This window comes from Sphaerisporangium sp. NPDC088356, from assembly GCF_040685555.1.
In the GTDB taxonomy this organism is placed as follows: domain Bacteria; phylum Actinomycetota; class Actinomycetes; order Streptosporangiales; family Streptosporangiaceae; genus Sphaerisporangium.
This window is the reverse complement of the sequence record NZ_JBFBIK010000001.1, coordinates 209,167-226,198: the sequence shown is the minus strand read 5'-3', so window position 1 is coordinate 226,198 and position 17,032 is coordinate 209,167. Positions and strand designations below refer to the sequence as shown.

Sequence of the window (17,032 nt, the reverse complement as noted above, 5' to 3'; positions counted from 1 at the left end):
CGCGCAAGGCTGATCGTCATCGCCCGGTCGCGTCATGAATTTCCGGCCCGGACAGTGAACGGGTCAGCACTTGTAGGTGAACGACGCCTTGTCCTCCAGCCGGGTGCCCGAGGCGATCGGCGACAGGACGCGGAGCCGGGCCGTCAGCTTCTTGGTGCCGCGACCGCCCACATCCCACTTGAGGCTCACCTGGTGGGTGGTCTGCCCCGACGGCACGGGGTCGGTGTGCTTGACCGGTTGCTCGCCGCTCGGCAGCCACTCGTAGGACACCTGCCCGGCCCCGCCATTGGTGGTGATCACGCCGATGACGTCGACCGTGATGTCGCAGCCCTTCGCCTTCGGCGTCTTCACGTCGACCGCCGTGACAGAGAGCGGCTCGCCGCGCTGGAACCACAGGAAGAGCGCGGCCGCGATGATCAGCGCGAACAGCACGCCGGACCAGAGCACGCCGCCCCGGCGGCGCCTCGCGGGTGCCCGCCTCAGCCGCTCCTTGGCGGGCACGGTGACCTGCTCCCGTCCGGAACGCCAGATCTGGGCTGCCGTCGTGTCGGCGGGCACCCCAGGGCCGAACCGCATCTCACCGCTACGCCCCGCCTCCGTGGGGCCGGTCGCGCCCGCGGACGCGGCCGTACCGGCCGTGCCGGCGGGCGTCGCGTCGTGGCCGGCCGCTCCCATGACCGCGGCACCGCTCGCGCCGGGGGCTCCCGCGTACGGCGACTCGCCCATGCCCGGCGTGTAGAGAAGGGTGACGACCTCGCCGCTCTCCTCGCCCGCCGTGCCGAAGGCGCCGGACGCGCGAGGAGGCTCCTGGGTCGGGACGTCGCTCGCGGACCACCACTGGATGGTCCGTACGAGCCGCTCGCGGGTGGTGAACCCCGTGGGCAGCAGATCGCGCCCGCTGAGCAGGGCGTCGCGGGCGGCGCTCAGGCCGTGGGTGGTGGCGGTCGCCGCCGCCCGGTCGAACAACTGCGCCGCGCGCGGATCGCCCGCCGCCCACCCGGCGGCGAGCCCCCGGGCCAGCGACGCCCACGCCGCGAGGTCGCGATCGGGCGAGGGCTGCTCGCCCCGCAGTGCCAGGGCCAGCCCGCGCTCGGCCAGAACCGCGGTGCCGTCGTCGCCGATCACGACCGTCCCCGCGTGCAGGGCCCCGTGGGCGAGGCCCGCCGCGTGGACGGCCAGCAGGGTCTGGGCGGTCTCCACCAGGACGGTGGCGGCGCTTCCCGCGTCCGGAGGCGGCACGCCGGGCCGTCCGGTCATCAGCTCGGCCAGAGACGGCGTGGCGGGGCGGCCGGCGAGCAGCCAGACCTCCCCGCGCGCGGCCACGAGATCGACGATGGGCATCAGCCCCGTGAGGCCGCTCTGCGCCAGGCGCCGGTCCGCGGTGACCGCGGCCACGACCCGCTCCCTGGCGCCGGGTGCGGACAGGGATCGGGGGTCGAGCATGAGAGCCCCGCGCCGGGTGCCGTCAGGGCCTACCGCGTCGACCCACGTGCCCACCTCGCCCATCCGGGACCGGCCCGTGAGCCGGTGTCCCGCGATGCTGTCGCCATCAGGCATCTACTGCCGCCTCCGGTGCCGTCCCGCCATGCGCTGTCTCAAGGCCAGTGTGGCGGGTACGGCGGCGGCCGTCATCAGCCCGGCGGCGAGGGCCCCATCGGTGCCCCCCTTCGGCGTCGACTCGGGCGAGGGAGTGTCGCCCTGCCCCCTTGGCGGGGTGGTCGGCGTGGGGTCGGGTTCGGGGTCGGGGGACTTGCTCGGAGGCTCGGCCGACGGCGTGGGCCTCGGGGTCGGGGTCGGCTTCGGCTTGCCTGAGGGCAGCGTGTCGTCCACCTTCGGGTCGGACTGGTCCGACCCCGAAGGCGAGGGACTGGGCGAGCCGGTCGGCGTGACCTTGGGGGGCTTTGTGGGCTTGGAGGGCTTCTTGCTCGGGGAGGGCTTCGGGGAGGCCGCCTTCCTGGTGGGCGGCGCGTTCGTCGGTGCGGCCGCGGCGGTGCTGGTGGGCTCGGCGGCGGTCGGGTCCGCGGTGGGGGTCTGCGCCGGGTGTTCCGAGGGAGTCTCCACAGGGGTCTCCGCGATGGCGGGCTCGGGGGAGCCGGACTCCCCGCCCGCGTCGAGCGGGCTCACGGTCGGCGTCACGACCGTGGTCTGGGCCTGCAGTTTGCTGTCGCCCATCGATCCGACCAGGACGGCGGTTATCGCGGAGACGACCGCCAGTCCTACCGCGCCGATCGCGATCTTGACGCTGAGCCTCTTCACCCCCCGCCCGTGGCCGCCCAGCTCGGTGTCGGCGAGGGAGGTGCCGGCCGCGGGCGTCTCGCCCGCGAGCGGGAACAGCAGCGCGAGGAGCCCCGCGAGGGCCGCCAGCCTGCGGCGCCCCCGGTCCTCCCAGTCGGGCCCGTACGCGCCGGCGGCGACCGTCTCCAGCTCCGCGAGGAACGCGTCGGCGGTAGCCGGCCGGTCGGCGGGATGCTTGGCCAGCCCGCGCTCGACGAGGCCACGCAGCGGCGCGGGGACCTGGTCGACCGGGGGGGGCATCGACTGGTGCTGGCGGGCCAGCACCGCGATGTTCTGCGACTGGAAGGGGCGGGTGCCGGTGAGGCACTCGAAGAAGACGATGGTCGCGGCGTAGACGTCGGTGCTCGGACCGGCGGGCGCGCCCGACCACTGCTCGGGCGCCATGTACGGTGGCGTGCCCGCGCCGCTCACGCCGTCGCCCGAGCGCACGGCGATGCCGAAGTCGATGAGCTTGCTGTGGCCGGTGCCCTCGATGACGACGTTCTCGGGCTTGAAGTCGCGGTGGACGACCCCGCTCACGTGCGCGGCGGCCAGCCCCAGCAGAGCGCCCTTGAGCAGCACGAGCGCCGCCTCGGCGCCGGTCGGCCCCTCCGAGCGCAGCATCGAGCGGAGCGAGACCCCGTCGACGAGCTCCATGACGATGGCGGCGGCGCCGTTGTTCTCGATGTACTCGTAGAAACGCGCCGCGTGCGCGCTGTCCATCAGCTCCAGCAGGCGCGCTTCGTGCCTGAAGCGGATGATGAATCCCGGGTCGGCGCAGAGCTCGTCCGACAGGTACTTGATCGCGACGTATGACTGGTCCGCTTCGTGGCGCGCCATGACGACACGCCCCGAGCCCCCGCTGCCGAGATCTCGGATCTCGGTGTATCCGGGGACTCGCCATGCCCCCGTGTGGCCGTCCATGCGGTCTCCTTTTGTGGCCGGGCCCCCACCCATGACGCGAGAACGAAGCCTATAGATGGCGTGGCCGACCCGTGATGTTTAAATGGATATTCCGCATATTGTCGACACCATTGTCAGTATTTACCGGCCGCCCTATTTCCGGCTCCGGGCAAGGGCAGGGACGCGGCGCACGGGGAGAGTTCCCTCGCGGCGGAGGCCGGTGGGCCTTCGGGGACGGTGGTGGCGGTGACTCCCCATCCGAGCCCGCACAGCGGCCTCGGGAAGCGGAAGGACACGGTCGTCGTGTAGCCGGTCTTGCCCGAGAGCCTCACCGACGCGACGTGCAGGCTCTTGCCCGCCAGCTGGAACGAGACCTTGAGCTCCACCGCCTGGGCGTTCGCCGTGGTGACGACCAGGACCGCGGCGCCCGTGCGCGTGCGCTCGGTCATGGTCAGCGCCTCGACCCGCAGGCCCGTGACCTTCGGCGGGCACGGCCGCACCTTGGTACTCGCCGACTGAACCCCGTTGCCCGAGGCCGGGCTGGTGGAGGCGGTCATGCCCACCGTGCCGTCGCAGGGACGGGTGCCGAGTTCCGCGCTGAACTCCCGGTCGTAGCGCCGGGCACCTTTCAGCGTGGCCGTACGGGTGGCGACCACCGAGCCGTTCACCGTGAACCGCACGGTCAGCCGCACCGCGCCGGTTCCGCTCGTGGTGACCCGCGCCGTGCCCCTGGCCACCGGCACGTCGCCGGGGGGCAGGGCGAACCCGCTCAGGTTCACGGCGGTGACCTTGGTCGGCGCCGAGGGGCTGGGGGACGGCGTGCGCGACGGCAGGGGTGAGGGCTTCTTCGACGCGGAGGCGGACGGCGAGGCGGAGCCGGACGGGGAGGCGGACGGCGACGAGGACGCGGAGGGCGAGGTGGAGAGCGGCGACGTCGCCGCGGACGGCGTGGGATGGAACCCGATCGGGGACGCCTGCGACGGTCCTGGTTCGGGCGAGGCGCTGGGGGACACGATCGGGGAGATCTGGGCGGACGGGGACGGCCCGTCCGAGCCGGGGACCGTGCCGCCCGGCAGCGTGGCGACGGCGGCCGGGGGGCTCCCCGCCGCGATGCGGTCGTAGGACGCGAGCCCGAACACCACGAGTCCGCCGGCCAGCGCGACCAGGCCGGCGCCCGCGACGATCCGCACGTTGCGCCGCAGCGGCCGCAGCATGGTCCTGGCCACGCTCGCCGAGGCCTGCGAGGGGGACTGCCTGAGCGGGAACAGCGTGGCCAGCAGGGCCGCCAGCGCGGCGAGGCGCCGCCGCCCCCGCTCCTCCCAGTCGGGGCCGTACGCCGCGACCGCCGCCTCCTCCAGCTCGGCCACGAAGGGCTCGGCCGCCTCCGGGCGGTCCATGGGGTCCTTGGCCAGGCCGCGGGCGAGCAGGTCGCGCAGCGGCTCGGGCACCTCCTCCACGGGCGGCGGCGCGGTCTGGTGCTGGTGCATCAGCAGGGCCTGCTCGGTGGCGCGGTACGGGCGGTGGCCGGTCAGGCACTCGAAGAACACGACGGTCGCGGCGTAGACGTCGCTCTGGGGCGACGCGGGATACCCGGCCCACTGCTCGGGCGCCATGTAAGGAGGGGTGCCCGCTGTCGAGCCGGTGTCTCCGGCACGCAGGGCGATGCCGAAGTCGGCTATCTTGCTGGTCCCGCCGGCGTCGACCAGCACGTTCTCCGGCTTGTAGTCGCGGTGCACCACCCCGGCCGCGTGGGCGGCGGAGAGGCCGAGCAGCGATCCCTTGAGCACGGTGAGGGCCGCTTCCGGGCCGGTCGCGCCGTGCTCGCCGAGCAGCGCGCGCAGGGAGACGCCCTCGACCAGCTCCATGACGATCGCGGCGTCGCCCCGCTCCGACTGGACGTACTCGTAGAGCTGCACGACGTGCGGGTCTTCCAGCTCGACCAGGAGCTGTGCCTCCTCGCGGAAGCGGGCGAGGAAGCCCGGCTGCCCACGCAAGTCCGCCGACAGGTACTTGATGGCCACATGGGTGCCGGACTCCCCGTGGGTCGCGAGCACCACCCGTCCCCCGGCGCCGGCGCCGAGTTGCCGCACCTCGGTGTAACCGGGGACGGTCCAGTCATGTGGTGTACCACCCATACATATGCGACGCGCACGCCCCCGGCAGGGTTGGCGAGCCGCGCGTTATGCGTATCGGCCGCGCTCGGCGATGTGGGCCGGTACCGGGATCCCCGGAGGGAGCACGGGGTCGGGTTCGGGAGCGCCCCAGCTCACCTGGAGCGGCAGCACGCCCGCCCACACGGGCAGCGCGTAGTCCTCGTCCTCGTCAACGGGCGGGCCCTGCCGCACCTTGACCGACGCCTCCGTAAGCGAGAGCGCCAGCACGGCGGTGGCGGCCATCTCCTTGGGATCCGGCCGCCGCACGGTGTCCCACTGGCCGGGGGCCAGCTGCTCGGTGATCGCCCGCAACCCGGCCAGCCGCTCGTCCGCGTCCCTCACGGCCCGCGCCGTGCCGTAGATCATGGCCGAGCGGTAGTTGACCGAGTGGTGGAAGGCCGAGCGGGCGAGCACGATCCCGTCGAGGTGGGTCACGGTCACGCAGACCTCGCCGGCCGCTCGAAGCGAGGTGGCTCCCGTCGATCCGTGCAGGTAGAGAGTGTCGCCGATCCTGCCGTACCCCGTTGGAACCACCCTTGGAGACCCGTCCACCACGACCCCGAGGTGGCAGATCAGCCCGGCGTCGAGGATGGCGTGGAGCTCGGAGCGGTCCGTGCGGCCCCGCTCCTTGGAGCGGTTGAGTGCGGTGCGAGGAGTGGTGGAGAGCATGCCACTAACGTAGGCACCGAGTGGACTGGTGGTGTATGTCCACTCGCGATCACTTCCGGGAGACCACTTGCGCGGCCACGTCGACCTTCCCCTCGCCCTCGACCGGGAAGCGCCCGTCCCGCTGGCCGTGCAGCTCGGCGATCAGCTCAGGGAGGGCATGCGGGCCGGGGCGCTCAAGTCCGGCGAGCGCCTGCCGTCCAGCCGGGGGCTCGCGCGGCTGCTGGGGGTCAGCCGCACGGTCGTCACCGAGGCCTTCCAGCAGCTGTACGCCGAGGGGTGGCTGGAGGGACGGCACGGCTCCGGCACCTATGTCGCCGACTTCCCGCGCTTCACGAGCGGCCCCGGCGGCGCCGGGCCGTCCGGCACTGAGGAGCGCTCCGCATACGGCGGCGCGGAGCCGGGCGCGGCGGGCGGTGGGGCGGCGCCTGGCTCCCCTGGAAGGGGGACGATCGACCTGCGTCCCGGCCGGCCCTGGGTGCTCGACTACGACAAGGCGGCCTGGCGGCGGGCCTGGCGCCGCGCGGCCGACCGGCCGCCGTCCGACGTCGTCGACCCCTACGGGCACCCGCGCCTGCGCGAGCTGCTGGCCGACCACCTGCGCCGGACGCGGGCGGTGCCCGTGGGACCGGAGAACGTGCTGGTCACCCGGGGAACCGGCCACGGCATCGACCTGATAGCCGCCACCGTCCTGCGGCCGGGGGACGGGGCCGGCGTGGAGGAGCCGGGCTACCGCGCGGCCCGGCGCGTCTTCGTGGCCAGGGGCGGTCGCGTCGTGCCCTGTCCCGTGGACGAGCAGGGTGTCGTCCCCGCCGACCTCCCGGACGACCTGCGGGTGCTCTACACCACCCCCGCGCACCAGTACCCGTTGGGCGGGCGGCTGCCCATCCCCCGCAGGGAAGGGCTGCTGGCCTGGGCGCGCCGCACGGGGGCCCTGGTGGTGGAGGACGACTACGACGCCGAGTTCCGCTACGACGTGGCACCACTCCCGGCCCTGTACGGCCTCGACCCCGAGCGGGTCGTGCTGCTCGGCACGCTGTCGAAGTCGCTGGCGCCCGATGTCGGCATCGGCTGGCTGGTCGCCACGCCCGGCCTGCTCGGGGAGATCGCCCGCACGCGCCAGAGGCTGGCCGACCGTACCTCGGGGCCGGTCCAGGAGGCCGTCTCGGTGCTGCTGGAGCGCGGCGACCTCGACCGCCACCTGCGGCGCATGCGGTTGGAGTACGCGCGCCGCCGCGCCGCCATCGTCGAGATCCTCGGCCCGCTCGTGAGCGGGGACTCTGCCGGGCTGCACGTCTTCCTCCGGCTCCCCGAGGCGGCCGTCGGCCCCCTGGTCGCCGAGGCGGCCGGGCGCGGGGTGCTCCTGGACACGACGGCGCGGCACCACCACGGGCGCCCGCGCCACCACGGGCTGGTCATCGGGTACGGTTCGGCGTCCCTGGGCGAGATCAGGAAGGCGTGCGCGGTCATCGCCGAGCTCGCGCCGGACCTGTGAGCCGCGCCTGCCCAGAGGTTTCAGGCGGCGCGGTCGAGGAGGCGGTCGCCCGGGGGCGGCGCGGGTTGCAGCGACTCGACGACCGGCAGGGCGCGCTCGGCGTACAGCGGGTCGATGGGGAGCACGTGCCGGGCCCACCAGCGGGCGGCCTCGCGGTCGGGTGACGGTTCGACGAACGGCTCGGCGTAGTCGTCGTACGGCGGGTCGTAGAGGTAGCCCGTCGGGACGCCGCGGCGCTCCAGCGCGGCGATGGCCGCGTCACGGTCGGAGACGAGCAGCGGCACGCGGAAGAGCGGCTGGTCCACGTGGTCGAGCACCCCTCGGGCCACGGTCCGCAGCTCCGCCAGCCTGGCGACGCCCGCCAGCCTCCTCGCCCGCTCTTCCTGGAGGCGGGCGAGACGCCGGCCTTGGTACCACCGTGCGACAGAGCCGCGTGAGCTTCGGTAGTCGTGCAGATCGGCCCGGACCCAGGTGTCGAGCGCCGGCAGGCCGGGCGCCTCTGCGATCGCCGTGCGCAACTCCTCGGGCCGCAGGGCGATGCGGTAGCCCTCGCGTGGCTCCTGCAGGCCCATGATCCGGGCGAGGCGCATGGCCGGGCGCCCCAGGTCGAGTTTCAAGGCGAGGCGGCGGCCGGCGGAGGTCGCGACGCCGAAGAGGTCCCTGCGGAGGGCGCCGGGTTCGAGCAGCAGGTCGCGCTCGCGCTCCAGCGCCCGCCGGTCGGCGGCGCCGTCGACCACGAGGACGCCCCCGGACCCGGCCGCGGCGTGCTTGGAGAGGCTGAAGACGCCGGCGACGCCGAACGTGCCCACGGGCCGGCCGTCCACCGAGGTCTCGGCCGCGTGGGCGGCGTCCTCGATGACCACCAGCCCCGCCATGCCGAGCACGTCGTCCGGCAGGCCGTACAGGTTCGTGGTGAGGACCGCGTCGACGGTGCCGAGCAGGACGCGGGCCATCTCGATGTTGCCGTCGAGGACGGAGATCGGCGCGATCACCGGGATGAGCCCGGCGGCGAGGACCAGGAAGACGATCTCGTCGGCCGAGATGGGCGACATGAGAAGCCGCTGGCCGGGCGTGCACCAGTGCCGCAGGGCGAGGTAGATACCCAGCCTGTTGGACGGCAGGTAGACGCTTTCGCGACCGGTACGGGCCGCGAGGAGTTTCTCGGGGCTCACTGCTCCTCTTTCCGCCGCCTGGCCTTTGGCCGCCTGGACGGCCAGAGCAGAAAGGTAGCGCATGGCAGCGGCCCGGTTACGACGCTATGGAGGTGCGGATCTTCCCGTAGGTCTTGAGTGCCAGGTCAGCGGTCTCCCGGAGCACCGAGTTGGCGAGGACCGTTCCACGTGCCTTCCGGGCCGGCACGCGGACCAACCAGTGAACTCCGGCCCCCGCGGTGGGCCGGGCGACCCGGCCTTCGGTGACCCAGAGCTCCCCGGTCTTGAGCTTCTCCTTGTACTCCTTCTCGCCGCGTCCCATGTCGATCAGGCGGATGCCGGCGCCGGCCGCGCGCTCGGCCATCGCGAGGTGGTGGATCAGGCCGGGGGAGTACTTGGCGAAGGCGGGGTCGTACGCGGGGAACCAGCCGGCGAGGGTCGTCTTCGTGCGAAGCCCGAAATGTCCGGCGACCGGGCGGCCGTCGACGTAGATCATGTCCAGCGAGCCGCCGAAGTGCTCGGTGTCGATCTGGAGCAGGTTCTCGACCAGGCGCAGGATCCACGGCCGCGAGAACCTGTCGGTGCGGCCGGTGCGCCGGTACTGGCCGGTCTTCCAGTCGAGGAGCGTGCGCAGCACGGTCCTGTCGGAGACCCCGTAGTCGTGGCGGAGCTCGCCGAAGTCACGCTGGAGCTTGCGTGACTTGTAGGCGGTGGACTTGTAGGTCTTGCCGGACACCTGCTTGAGCGTCTCGACGTACGCCTCGTAACCGTCGGACAGGTCGATGACCGGCGACGGGTGGCGGGTGTGCTTGACCGGGACCAGCGGCTGGCTCGCCTGCAGGTGGTCGAACTCGAACACCGCGAGCCCGCAGGCCTTCATCAGCTCCTGCGGGTCGAGCTCGATGTCCTTGGCGTGGACCATGCCCTGGGCGTCCGTCAGCCCCGCCGCCATCGGCTTGCCGATGCCCAGCTGGTGGCGTTCGAAGGGGAAGAAGCCCACGATGTCGGCGCCGTCGCTCAGAACGGCCACGCGCGCCTGTTCCCGCACGCGGCCGGTCTCGATCGTGAACTCGGGCGAGAGGAAGGGGCTGTCCAACGCGGGATCGCCGCTTTGGAGCGCCCGCCACCGGGCCGCCTCGGTTGGGCCGAGCTCCCGAGGATGGACGACGGAGATGCGCATGGGCTCCTACTGGGTGGCGATGTGAGACGAGAGCCAGGCCCGCGCCTTTTACCCAGCTTGGTGCCTAGGATGTAATAGTACGATAAAGATCAGATCACGTTGCTGTTAGTGATCGCTGACAGCTTTATCGCTCTACCCTTTCCGTGGCGCGTCGCTGGTCCATCTCCTCGCGAGGCCGGGGGACCTCCAGGGCCGACGCCTGCCCGCCCACGATGCGGTGGACGTCGATCGGTCCCGGGTCCCCCTCCGAGGTGCCCGGCACCTGAGAGTTCCCGAAGTGGCCGCCTCTGGCCCACACCCTGCGGCTGCCCTGCGCGGCCACCGAATGGGGGTAGGGGAGCGGAGGCCCGGCCGGCCAGCGGCGTGGGACCTCCCACGAATCGAGCCAGGCCAGGATGTCGTCCAGCCCGTCCAGCTTGGTCTCGGTGAAGGGCTCCTCCACCGACCCGAGCACGCGGATCTGGACGCACACCCGGCCGTGCCGGTTGAGATCGCCCGGCAGGCCGTTCGCCGCCCGCGTCGGGGGGAGGGACTGCATGATCTGCCCGGTGACGGGATTCCACACCAGATGGGCGGGACGCTTGATCTGTACCAGCCGCTGGGCCACGGATCTGGCCGACACCCGATGGGGATCGGTCGGCCAAAGAAACCAGACCACCCGGGGAGCTCCTCCGAGCATGGGGCCGGAGTCCTCGAGAGCGGGAATTCGACTGGCGACGGGCAGCCATGCCTGGGCCACTGTGCCCCCTCAAATCCTCGGTCGCCGGGCTTTATACCCCTTTTGCGAAGCGGTTGACACCTTGTGATCCTTGATTATTAGTTGAAGGCCCACGCGCGGAGTTGGTTTCCATGCCCCGTTTGGGGCAGTCTGCTGCCGTACGGCGGCCGTGACCTGGGGGCGGGATCACGGCGAGCCCATGTTCCTTGGCCGACATCGGAACCATTCAAGGGTTCCGCAAGCCTCAGCGGATACGGTGACGGAGTGTTGGAGAACAGTGGTCGGCATGCACGGAGTCGCTACGTCCCCCGTGGGCCGGTCGCCATCGGGGCGGGCCTCGTAGCGCTGGCCATGGTGGTCGGGCTCCTCGCCATCGCCGCCCACCGGGGCGGCGGCCGCTCCGACGGCGTGGCCGCCACGATCCTCGCGACACCCGAGCCGCCTCCCACCCTGGAGCAGCCGCCCGTCGTGGACACCTGGCCGCGCTGGGGCGTCACGCACACGCAGTACAGCGCCGACAACGAGGACCCGAACGTCCGCACCCGCGCGAGCGACCTGTTCATCCGGGTCCCCATGCTGCAGAACCAGCACATCATGGGCTGGGGAGCGGGCAACCCCGAGCCCGTGCCCGGCAAGTACGACTTCCGCGACCTCGACCGCCGGGTCAAGCTCATGGCCGCCACCAAGTCCCAGCCGGTGCTGACCCTGTGCTGCGCCCCCGACTGGATGAAGGGCGGCTCCGAGGGCCGCACCAGCTGGGGCAAGATCGAGGTCGCCCCGCAGCGAGATCACTTCGACGACTTCGCCAAGCTCGCCGCCACGGTCGCCAAGCGCTACCCGACGGTCACCCACTTCATGGTCTGGAACGAGTTCAAGGGCTTCTGGGACGACGCGCACAACAACTGGGATGTCGAGGCCTACACCGACCTCTACAACCGCGTCTACGAGGCGGTGAAGGCCGCCAACCCCAAGGCGCAGGTCGGCGGCCCGTACATCCCCGTCGACAGCCACGTCTCCTCCGCCAACGCCTCGAACCTGCGGGGCCCGTGGGGGGCGGTCGACAGCAGGGTGCTCGACAGCGTCGATTACTGGCTCAAGCACAAGAAGGGCGCCGACTTCATCGTGGTCGACGCCTCCTCGGCCACCAACGACCGGGGCCTCGTCCCCGACGAGTTCACTGCCGTCAAGAAGTTCTCGGCGGTCACCACCTGGCTGCGGCAGCAGAGCGGCGACCTGCCGGTCTGGTGGGCCGAGTGGTACGTCGCGCCCGACAGCATCGACTGGGACGAGCAGCACCGCACGGCGGTCCAGACCGCGGCCATGATGGAGTTCGCCAGGAGCGGGGCGGCCAGCGCCCTCTACTGGAACCCGCAGCGCAAGGCCGGTGACGACTGCCCCGGCTGCCTGTGGTCACCCGCCGGGGGCGACGAGATGCCCATGGCGGGCCTGCTCAGCGGCTTCACCCGGTGGTTCCCCGCCGGCGCGCGGCTCGTCGACGTCCAGGTGTCCGACCCCCGGGTCCAGGTGCTCGCCGTCGATAACCAGATGATCATGGTGAACACGACGGACCGCCCGCTGTCCGTGGACGTCGACGGCAAGTCGTTCCAGCTCAACCCGTACGACGTCAAGTGGAGCGACCGCGGCCAGTGAGCGACCGCGGCCAGTGGCCAGTGAGGTCGCACGTCGGTACGACCTCACTGGTAGGCCCGCCCGTCAGCCCGAGGTCAGGCTCACGAACCGCTCCACGATGACCGCCATCGCCGCCAGGGTCATGACGATGCCCAGGAGCACCAGCTTCCGCCTGCCCTTCGGAGCGCGCTCCGTGCCGCGCAGCCTCGACAATTCCGCCGCGAAGAGGGTGGAGACGGCCAGGGCCAGGGCGACCAGGCCGAGGGGCGTCCACGGCGTGGAGCGGTCGCCCACCATCGTCACCGGCGTGGGCGGCGGGATCTCCGACCCCTTCGGGTACGAGCGCAGCGTGTAGATGGCGGCGTCCGTGTTGGAGTAGACCCGTTTGAGGCTCGGCGAGGTGTCGAGCGCCGTGCGGAAACGCTCGCCCCAGCCGGCCGGGAAGCCGTGGTTGAGCTCCAGGTACGCCGCCTGGCCGCGGCTGGCCATCAGGAAGCTGTTCGGCGGCTTGGCGCGCAACGCCGTGAGCACGCCGCTGAGGTCCGCGGGGTTCGCGTTGACGAGCGCCTGGTAGTACTCCACGCGGTCGATGTCGCGCTCGCGCCACGGGATCGTGGGGGTGACCTCCTCGCCCAGGATGGGGACCAGGTAGAACAGCCGGGCGCTCGGTTTGTCGTGGGCGTAGACGTAGTGCATGGCCGAGGCCTCACCGGTCGTCACCCGCTCGAACTTCTCGTTGCCGTAGCGCGCCACCAGGAACGCGACCGACAGCACCAGCGCCGTCACCGCCGCGAGGACCACCGAGATCCGCCGCGTCGTTCCCGGATCGAACCGCAGGGGCCGTGGGCGGCGCCTGACGGGCACGGTCTCGCCCTCGCGCGCGTCGCTCGTATGCGCGGGAAGGTTCGGGAAGAAGGCGTACGCCCCAAGGATGCAGGCGGCGGGCAGGGCGAACATGTAGACGCGCAGGCCGATCTCGCCGCCGTAGCTCTGCAGCCCGAGCGCCAGCACGGGCACGCACAGCAGCACCGCGGCGGTGCGGTCGCCGACCCCGCGCCGCAGCCGGCGCAGCAGGCCGATGGCGGCGAACAGCAGGATGACCCCGCAGATGGCGAGCCGTACCTGGAGCACGATGGCGTGCTGCGGGTCGGTGCCGACCAGCCGGTCGCCCGTGTTCTCCTGCAGGTTGGCGAAGATCTTGCCGATGCCGCCGAACAGCTCGTTGATCCGGCCGCTCCAGAACGGCGTCGCCTGGTAGTTGATCCAGGCGATCACGATCAGCCCGAGGAACACCGGGAGCCCGAGGGACAGGGTGCTGCGCCGCAGCAGGATCAGCCCGGTCAGCGCCCCCAGCATCATGAACGGCGTGATCTGGTGGGTCGCCGTGGTGGCCACGAACAGCCCCACGAGCAGCGTCAGCAGCACCACCCGGTCGGTCACGGTCGTCGGCCGCGCCGGCAGCTCGCCGGGCGACAGCCGGTCGAGCCGGGCGAGCACGCGCCGTACGAACCCCTTCGCGGGCAGCGGCGCGGTCCTCGGCTCCGCACGGCCGAACCAGCGCATCAGGATCGCGATGAAGACCAGGTAGAGCGCGTAGGTGAAGCCCTGCGGCGAGAAGTAGTCCTGCCCGATCCATTGGACCAGGATGAACAGCAGCGCGGCGAACCAGCGGGCCCGGGTGGTGGCCACGAGCTGGCGCAGGATCAGCACGAACGGCAGCAGGTAGAGCAGGTTGGACACCAATGGCGTCCACTGCAGCACGGTGGAGGGGTCCTGGATCCCGGCGGCGCGCAGGACGAACCCGAACAGGGCGAAGAAGCCGGGCCAGGCGAAGCGCGCGTCCAGGCCAGGAAGGGCCTCACCGGCCCGGCCGATGTACTCCGCGAAGCCGGCGTGGACCCACGCGGTCGGGAAGCGCGGCTCCGCCTCGATGAGCGCCGCCGCCCCGTGCAGGGTGAACGTGACCGCCGCCAGCTGGAACAGCAGCAGGCCCTTGCGGTCGGTGTTCTGCGTCAGCGTCACGAAGAACGACACGATGATCAGGGCGATCGCCGCGAAGGCCGTCACCGGGAGGACGGAGACCAGCCCCAGCCCCTCGATCTTGCCGAGGTCGACCCCGCGCATGACGCCGTGCGGCACGCGCAGCGCCAGCACGTACATGACCAGGCCCTCGATGGTCAGCAGCGGGGGCAGCCACGAGGACGCGCTCGCCGCCAGACGGGTCACCCGGGACGGCGCCGCATCGGGCGTGGCCGGAGGAACCGCCGCGACCTCCGGCGCCTCCTCCACCACCGGCTCTGGCTCGGGCTTCGGCTGGACGCTCTTGCGTGGCTCGTCGAGCTCAAGGGGCTTGTCGGGGTCCGTGGAGGGCTGCACCGCCGGGGCGACGGCGTTCGCCGCGGCCGGGAGCGGAAGGTGGATCACCTGCGTGGCGGCCTCGTCGTACGCCTCCTCGGCCGCCATGACGTTCTCGTCCCCAGAGGCGTCCTCGGGGGCCGGAGCGATCGGCAGGGACACCGGGCGGGTCATCTCGGATGTGGTGTCGACGTCCACTTCCGTGTCGTCGTCGGCGAGCTTCGCCGCCGTCTCCTTTTTCACCTCGTTGCCCGTCCGTTGACTCACGTAGACCATGATGCGGCCTCGGGCGCCTCCCGCGCGCTCGCCGATTGCGGCGTTTCCGCATGATTAAGAATCTTGCGGAGCCCATTGAAGATCAACAAAGCGACCAGGACCTCGCTGAACAGCAGCCCGTACCCGACCGAGGTGATGCCCGTCACCGGCAGCAGGATCAACGACGAGGACAGCACGAGCACAGCCAGGCCGATCTGGACGAGGGCGAGCTTGCGGGCCTGGCTGCGGGCGCGCAGCCCGCTCAGGTAGATCTCGATGAGCACGCGGGGAAGGACGGCGAGGGCCATCAGCCGGAGCAGCGGCGTGCCCTGCTCGGAGAACCCCGGCCCGAAGACCGAGAGGATCAGCGGGGCCGCGATGAAGGTCACGGCCGACACGGGGCCGATGATCAGGTACGAGCGGCGTAACGCCTGGCGGCAGTTGGCGGCCAGGCGCGACCGGTCGGTGGACCCCTCCACGGTGAGGGAGGTGGCCATGTTGATGGCCAGCAGCTCGATCATCGCGCCCAGGGTCTGGGCCATGGCGAAGTAGCCGAACAGCTCCCCGCTGACCCGCGAGGCGACGTACACCGGGAGGAAGTAGACGATGGCCAGGATGGAGAACGCGCCGGGATAGTCCCCCGCCAGGAAGCGGCCGACCTCCCGGAACCTCGGCGGCTTGGACCCCTCGGGTGCCAGCCGGGCGTGCCGGGGTACGAGCACGCCGAAGATGAACAGGTTGATCGGGATCAGCGCGAGAGCGGTGGGGATGATCCAGGAGACGTAGATGCCGTCGTCCGGCAGGGCGCCCGCCAGCGCGACCAGCAGCCCCATCTTGACCACGCCGAAGCACAGGCTGTTGACCGGCACCCACACGGCCTTGCGCATCCCGGCCAGCGCGACGTCCTGCAGGGTGAAGACCGACCAGATGGCCACGGAGGCGAGGAAGAACAGGCCGGGGCCGACGCCGGCCAGCGTCGCGTAGTTCTCGCCCCAGAACGGCAGCGTCAGCAGGAACCCGCCCGCCGCCACGACGGCCGTGAGGGTGGCGGCGAGGTACCCCCGGCCGATCAGCGCGCCCGTCCGTCTGCCCGCCACGGGGATGAACCTGGCGAGCGCGCCGGTCAGGCCGAGCGCGATGAGCCCGGCGAACAACCGCATCGCGGTGATCAGCGCCTGGCTGCGCCCGAAGTCCTCCGGTGTGTACAGCCGGGCGGCGAGCAGCCAGTAGCCCATGCCGAGGACCGCCGTGACGCCCGTGTTGGCCATCAGCGCGTAGCCGTTGAGGAACAGTGGGTTGCGGAGGTCGCGTAAGATCCGTCGCCAGAGAACCGCCGGCCTTCCGGCCGCCTTGTCCGCGTCCGGATGCTTCGGCCTGTCGTCGGCCGCTGTGGTGTTCATGGTCGCGTCACCCCCCTCTTCGACGCGCGGCGTCTTCCCCGCGGTTACTTCACTCACGCCCGACCACATGGCGCAGGCCGTACCGTGTGCGGCGCACCATCGCGTAACCCTTGGTCAGCGCGTGTTCCTTGAGATAGATGAGCGGCACGCCGCGCCCCTCGACGGCCCGGCGGAAGCGGTCCATGGTCGTGGACCGGCCCACGGTCAGCCGGGGGAGTGCCATCACGTCGCCCGCGTCCGCCGCGAGCGTGTTCGCCACCGCGCAGGCCGCCCAGTAACCGGCCTTGCGCACTTCCCTGCGCACGCGGGCGCTGGAGTAGCCGTACGGGTAGGCCATCGTGGCGACCGGGCGGCCGACCTTGTCCTCCAGCAGGGCCTTGTTGCGCCGTAACTCCTGGCGCAGCGCCGCGTCGGGCAACTGGTCGAGCTGCGGATGGCTGTGGCTGTGCCCGGCGATCTCGATGCCGCAGGACACGGCCTCGCGCGCCTGGCTCCAGCAGAGCATGCGGTCGAGGGGTCTGCCCGCGGCGTCACCGCCCGCGTCGCTCACCCACCCGCTGGTCAGGAAGACCGTCGCGGGGAAGCCCAGCTGCTCCAGGATGGGCAGCGCCTCGCCGTGGAAGTCGGCGTAGCCGTCGTCGAAGGTCACGACCACGGGCCGCTCGGGCGCCGGGGCGCCTCCCGTGCCGTACAGGGAGGCGACCAGGTCTCCGAGGGTGAGGGGGGTGAACCCGCGGTCCTTGAGGTAGGTCATCTGGGACTCGAACACCGAGGGACGTACCGCCAGCGGCCGGGTCGCGCTGTTCGGGCGGTCGGTCACGGAGTGGTACATCAGGATCGGCAAGCGCATGTG

12 protein-coding genes are annotated in these 17,032 nt (G+C 71.9%); 2 read left to right on the top strand and 10 right to left on the bottom strand.

All coding sequences use genetic code 11. From position 1 onward, the window contains the following. Nucleotides 1–63 precede the first annotated feature (63 nt). From AB0O34_RS01010 to AB0O34_RS00995, 4 genes are all read right to left on the bottom strand, one after another. Entirely contained in the window at nt 64–1,557 is a 1,494-nt protein-coding gene (locus AB0O34_RS01010; RefSeq protein WP_363911198.1) for a hypothetical protein, read from the bottom strand. Further along, entirely contained in the window at nt 1,558–3,198 is a 1,641-nt protein-coding gene (locus AB0O34_RS01005) for a serine/threonine-protein kinase (RefSeq protein WP_363911196.1), read from the bottom strand. It lies immediately after the preceding gene. A 113-nt stretch (nt 3,199–3,311) separates the two neighbouring features. Then, nucleotides 3,312–5,312, bottom strand: coding sequence for a serine/threonine-protein kinase (locus AB0O34_RS01000; RefSeq protein ID WP_363911194.1), 2,001 nt, complete (start codon nt 5,310–5,312; stop codon nt 3,312–3,314). A gap of 45 nt (nt 5,313–5,357) precedes the next feature. Continuing rightward, nucleotides 5,358–5,999, bottom strand: coding sequence for a pyridoxamine 5'-phosphate oxidase family protein (locus AB0O34_RS00995; protein WP_363911192.1), 642 nt, complete (start codon nt 5,997–5,999; stop codon nt 5,358–5,360). Between the two features lie 67 nt (nt 6,000–6,066). Between AB0O34_RS00995 and AB0O34_RS00990 the strand changes: the two genes are divergently transcribed. Beyond that, nucleotides 6,067–7,491 (top strand): PLP-dependent aminotransferase family protein, encoded by a 1,425-nt coding sequence (locus AB0O34_RS00990; RefSeq protein WP_363911190.1) that lies wholly within the window; start codon nt 6,067–6,069, stop codon nt 7,489–7,491. 20 nt (nt 7,492–7,511) lie between these two features. Here AB0O34_RS00990 and AB0O34_RS00985 read toward each other — a convergent pair whose 3' ends face one another. From AB0O34_RS00985 to AB0O34_RS00975, 3 genes are all read right to left on the bottom strand, one after another. Continuing rightward, nucleotides 7,512–8,663: a DegT/DnrJ/EryC1/StrS family aminotransferase gene (locus AB0O34_RS00985; protein WP_363911188.1), complete on the bottom strand. Its 1,152-nt coding sequence runs from the start codon at nt 8,661–8,663 to the stop codon at nt 7,512–7,514. Nucleotides 8,664–8,739: 76 nt separating this feature from the next. Beyond that, nucleotides 8,740–9,822, bottom strand: a complete 1,083-nt coding sequence (locus tag AB0O34_RS00980; protein WP_363911186.1) for a GNAT family N-acetyltransferase — start codon at nt 9,820–9,822, stop codon at nt 8,740–8,742. Nucleotides 9,823–9,946: 124 nt separating this feature from the next. After that, complete coding sequence (locus AB0O34_RS00975) at nt 9,947–10,480, bottom strand: hypothetical protein (protein ID WP_363911184.1); 534 nt, start codon at nt 10,478–10,480, stop codon at nt 9,947–9,949. Nucleotides 10,481–10,807: 327 nt separating this feature from the next. Here AB0O34_RS00975 and AB0O34_RS00970 point away from each other — a divergent pair, with 327 nt between their 5' ends. Continuing rightward, a complete protein-coding gene (locus AB0O34_RS00970; RefSeq protein ID WP_363911182.1) occupies nt 10,808–12,190 on the top strand; it encodes a xylan 1,4-beta-xylosidase in 1,383 nt (460 codons plus the stop codon). Nucleotides 12,191–12,253: 63 nt separating this feature from the next. Here AB0O34_RS00970 and AB0O34_RS00965 read toward each other — a convergent pair whose 3' ends face one another. The 3 genes from AB0O34_RS00965 to AB0O34_RS00955 are packed head-to-tail and all read right to left on the bottom strand — an operon-like array spanning nt 12,254 to nt 17,029. Beyond that, entirely contained in the window at nt 12,254–14,800 is a 2,547-nt protein-coding gene (locus tag AB0O34_RS00965; RefSeq protein WP_363911180.1) for a hypothetical protein, read from the bottom strand. Further along, nucleotides 14,788–16,236: a hypothetical protein gene (locus AB0O34_RS00960; protein WP_363911178.1), complete on the bottom strand. Its 1,449-nt coding sequence runs from the start codon at nt 16,234–16,236 to the stop codon at nt 14,788–14,790. The genes AB0O34_RS00965 and AB0O34_RS00960 overlap by 13 nt, the downstream gene beginning before the upstream one ends. Continuing rightward, nucleotides 16,229–17,029: a polysaccharide deacetylase family protein gene (locus tag AB0O34_RS00955; protein WP_363911177.1), complete on the bottom strand. Its 801-nt coding sequence runs from the start codon at nt 17,027–17,029 to the stop codon at nt 16,229–16,231. The genes AB0O34_RS00960 and AB0O34_RS00955 overlap by 8 nt, the downstream gene beginning before the upstream one ends. Nucleotides 17,030–17,032: the final 3 nt, after the last annotated feature.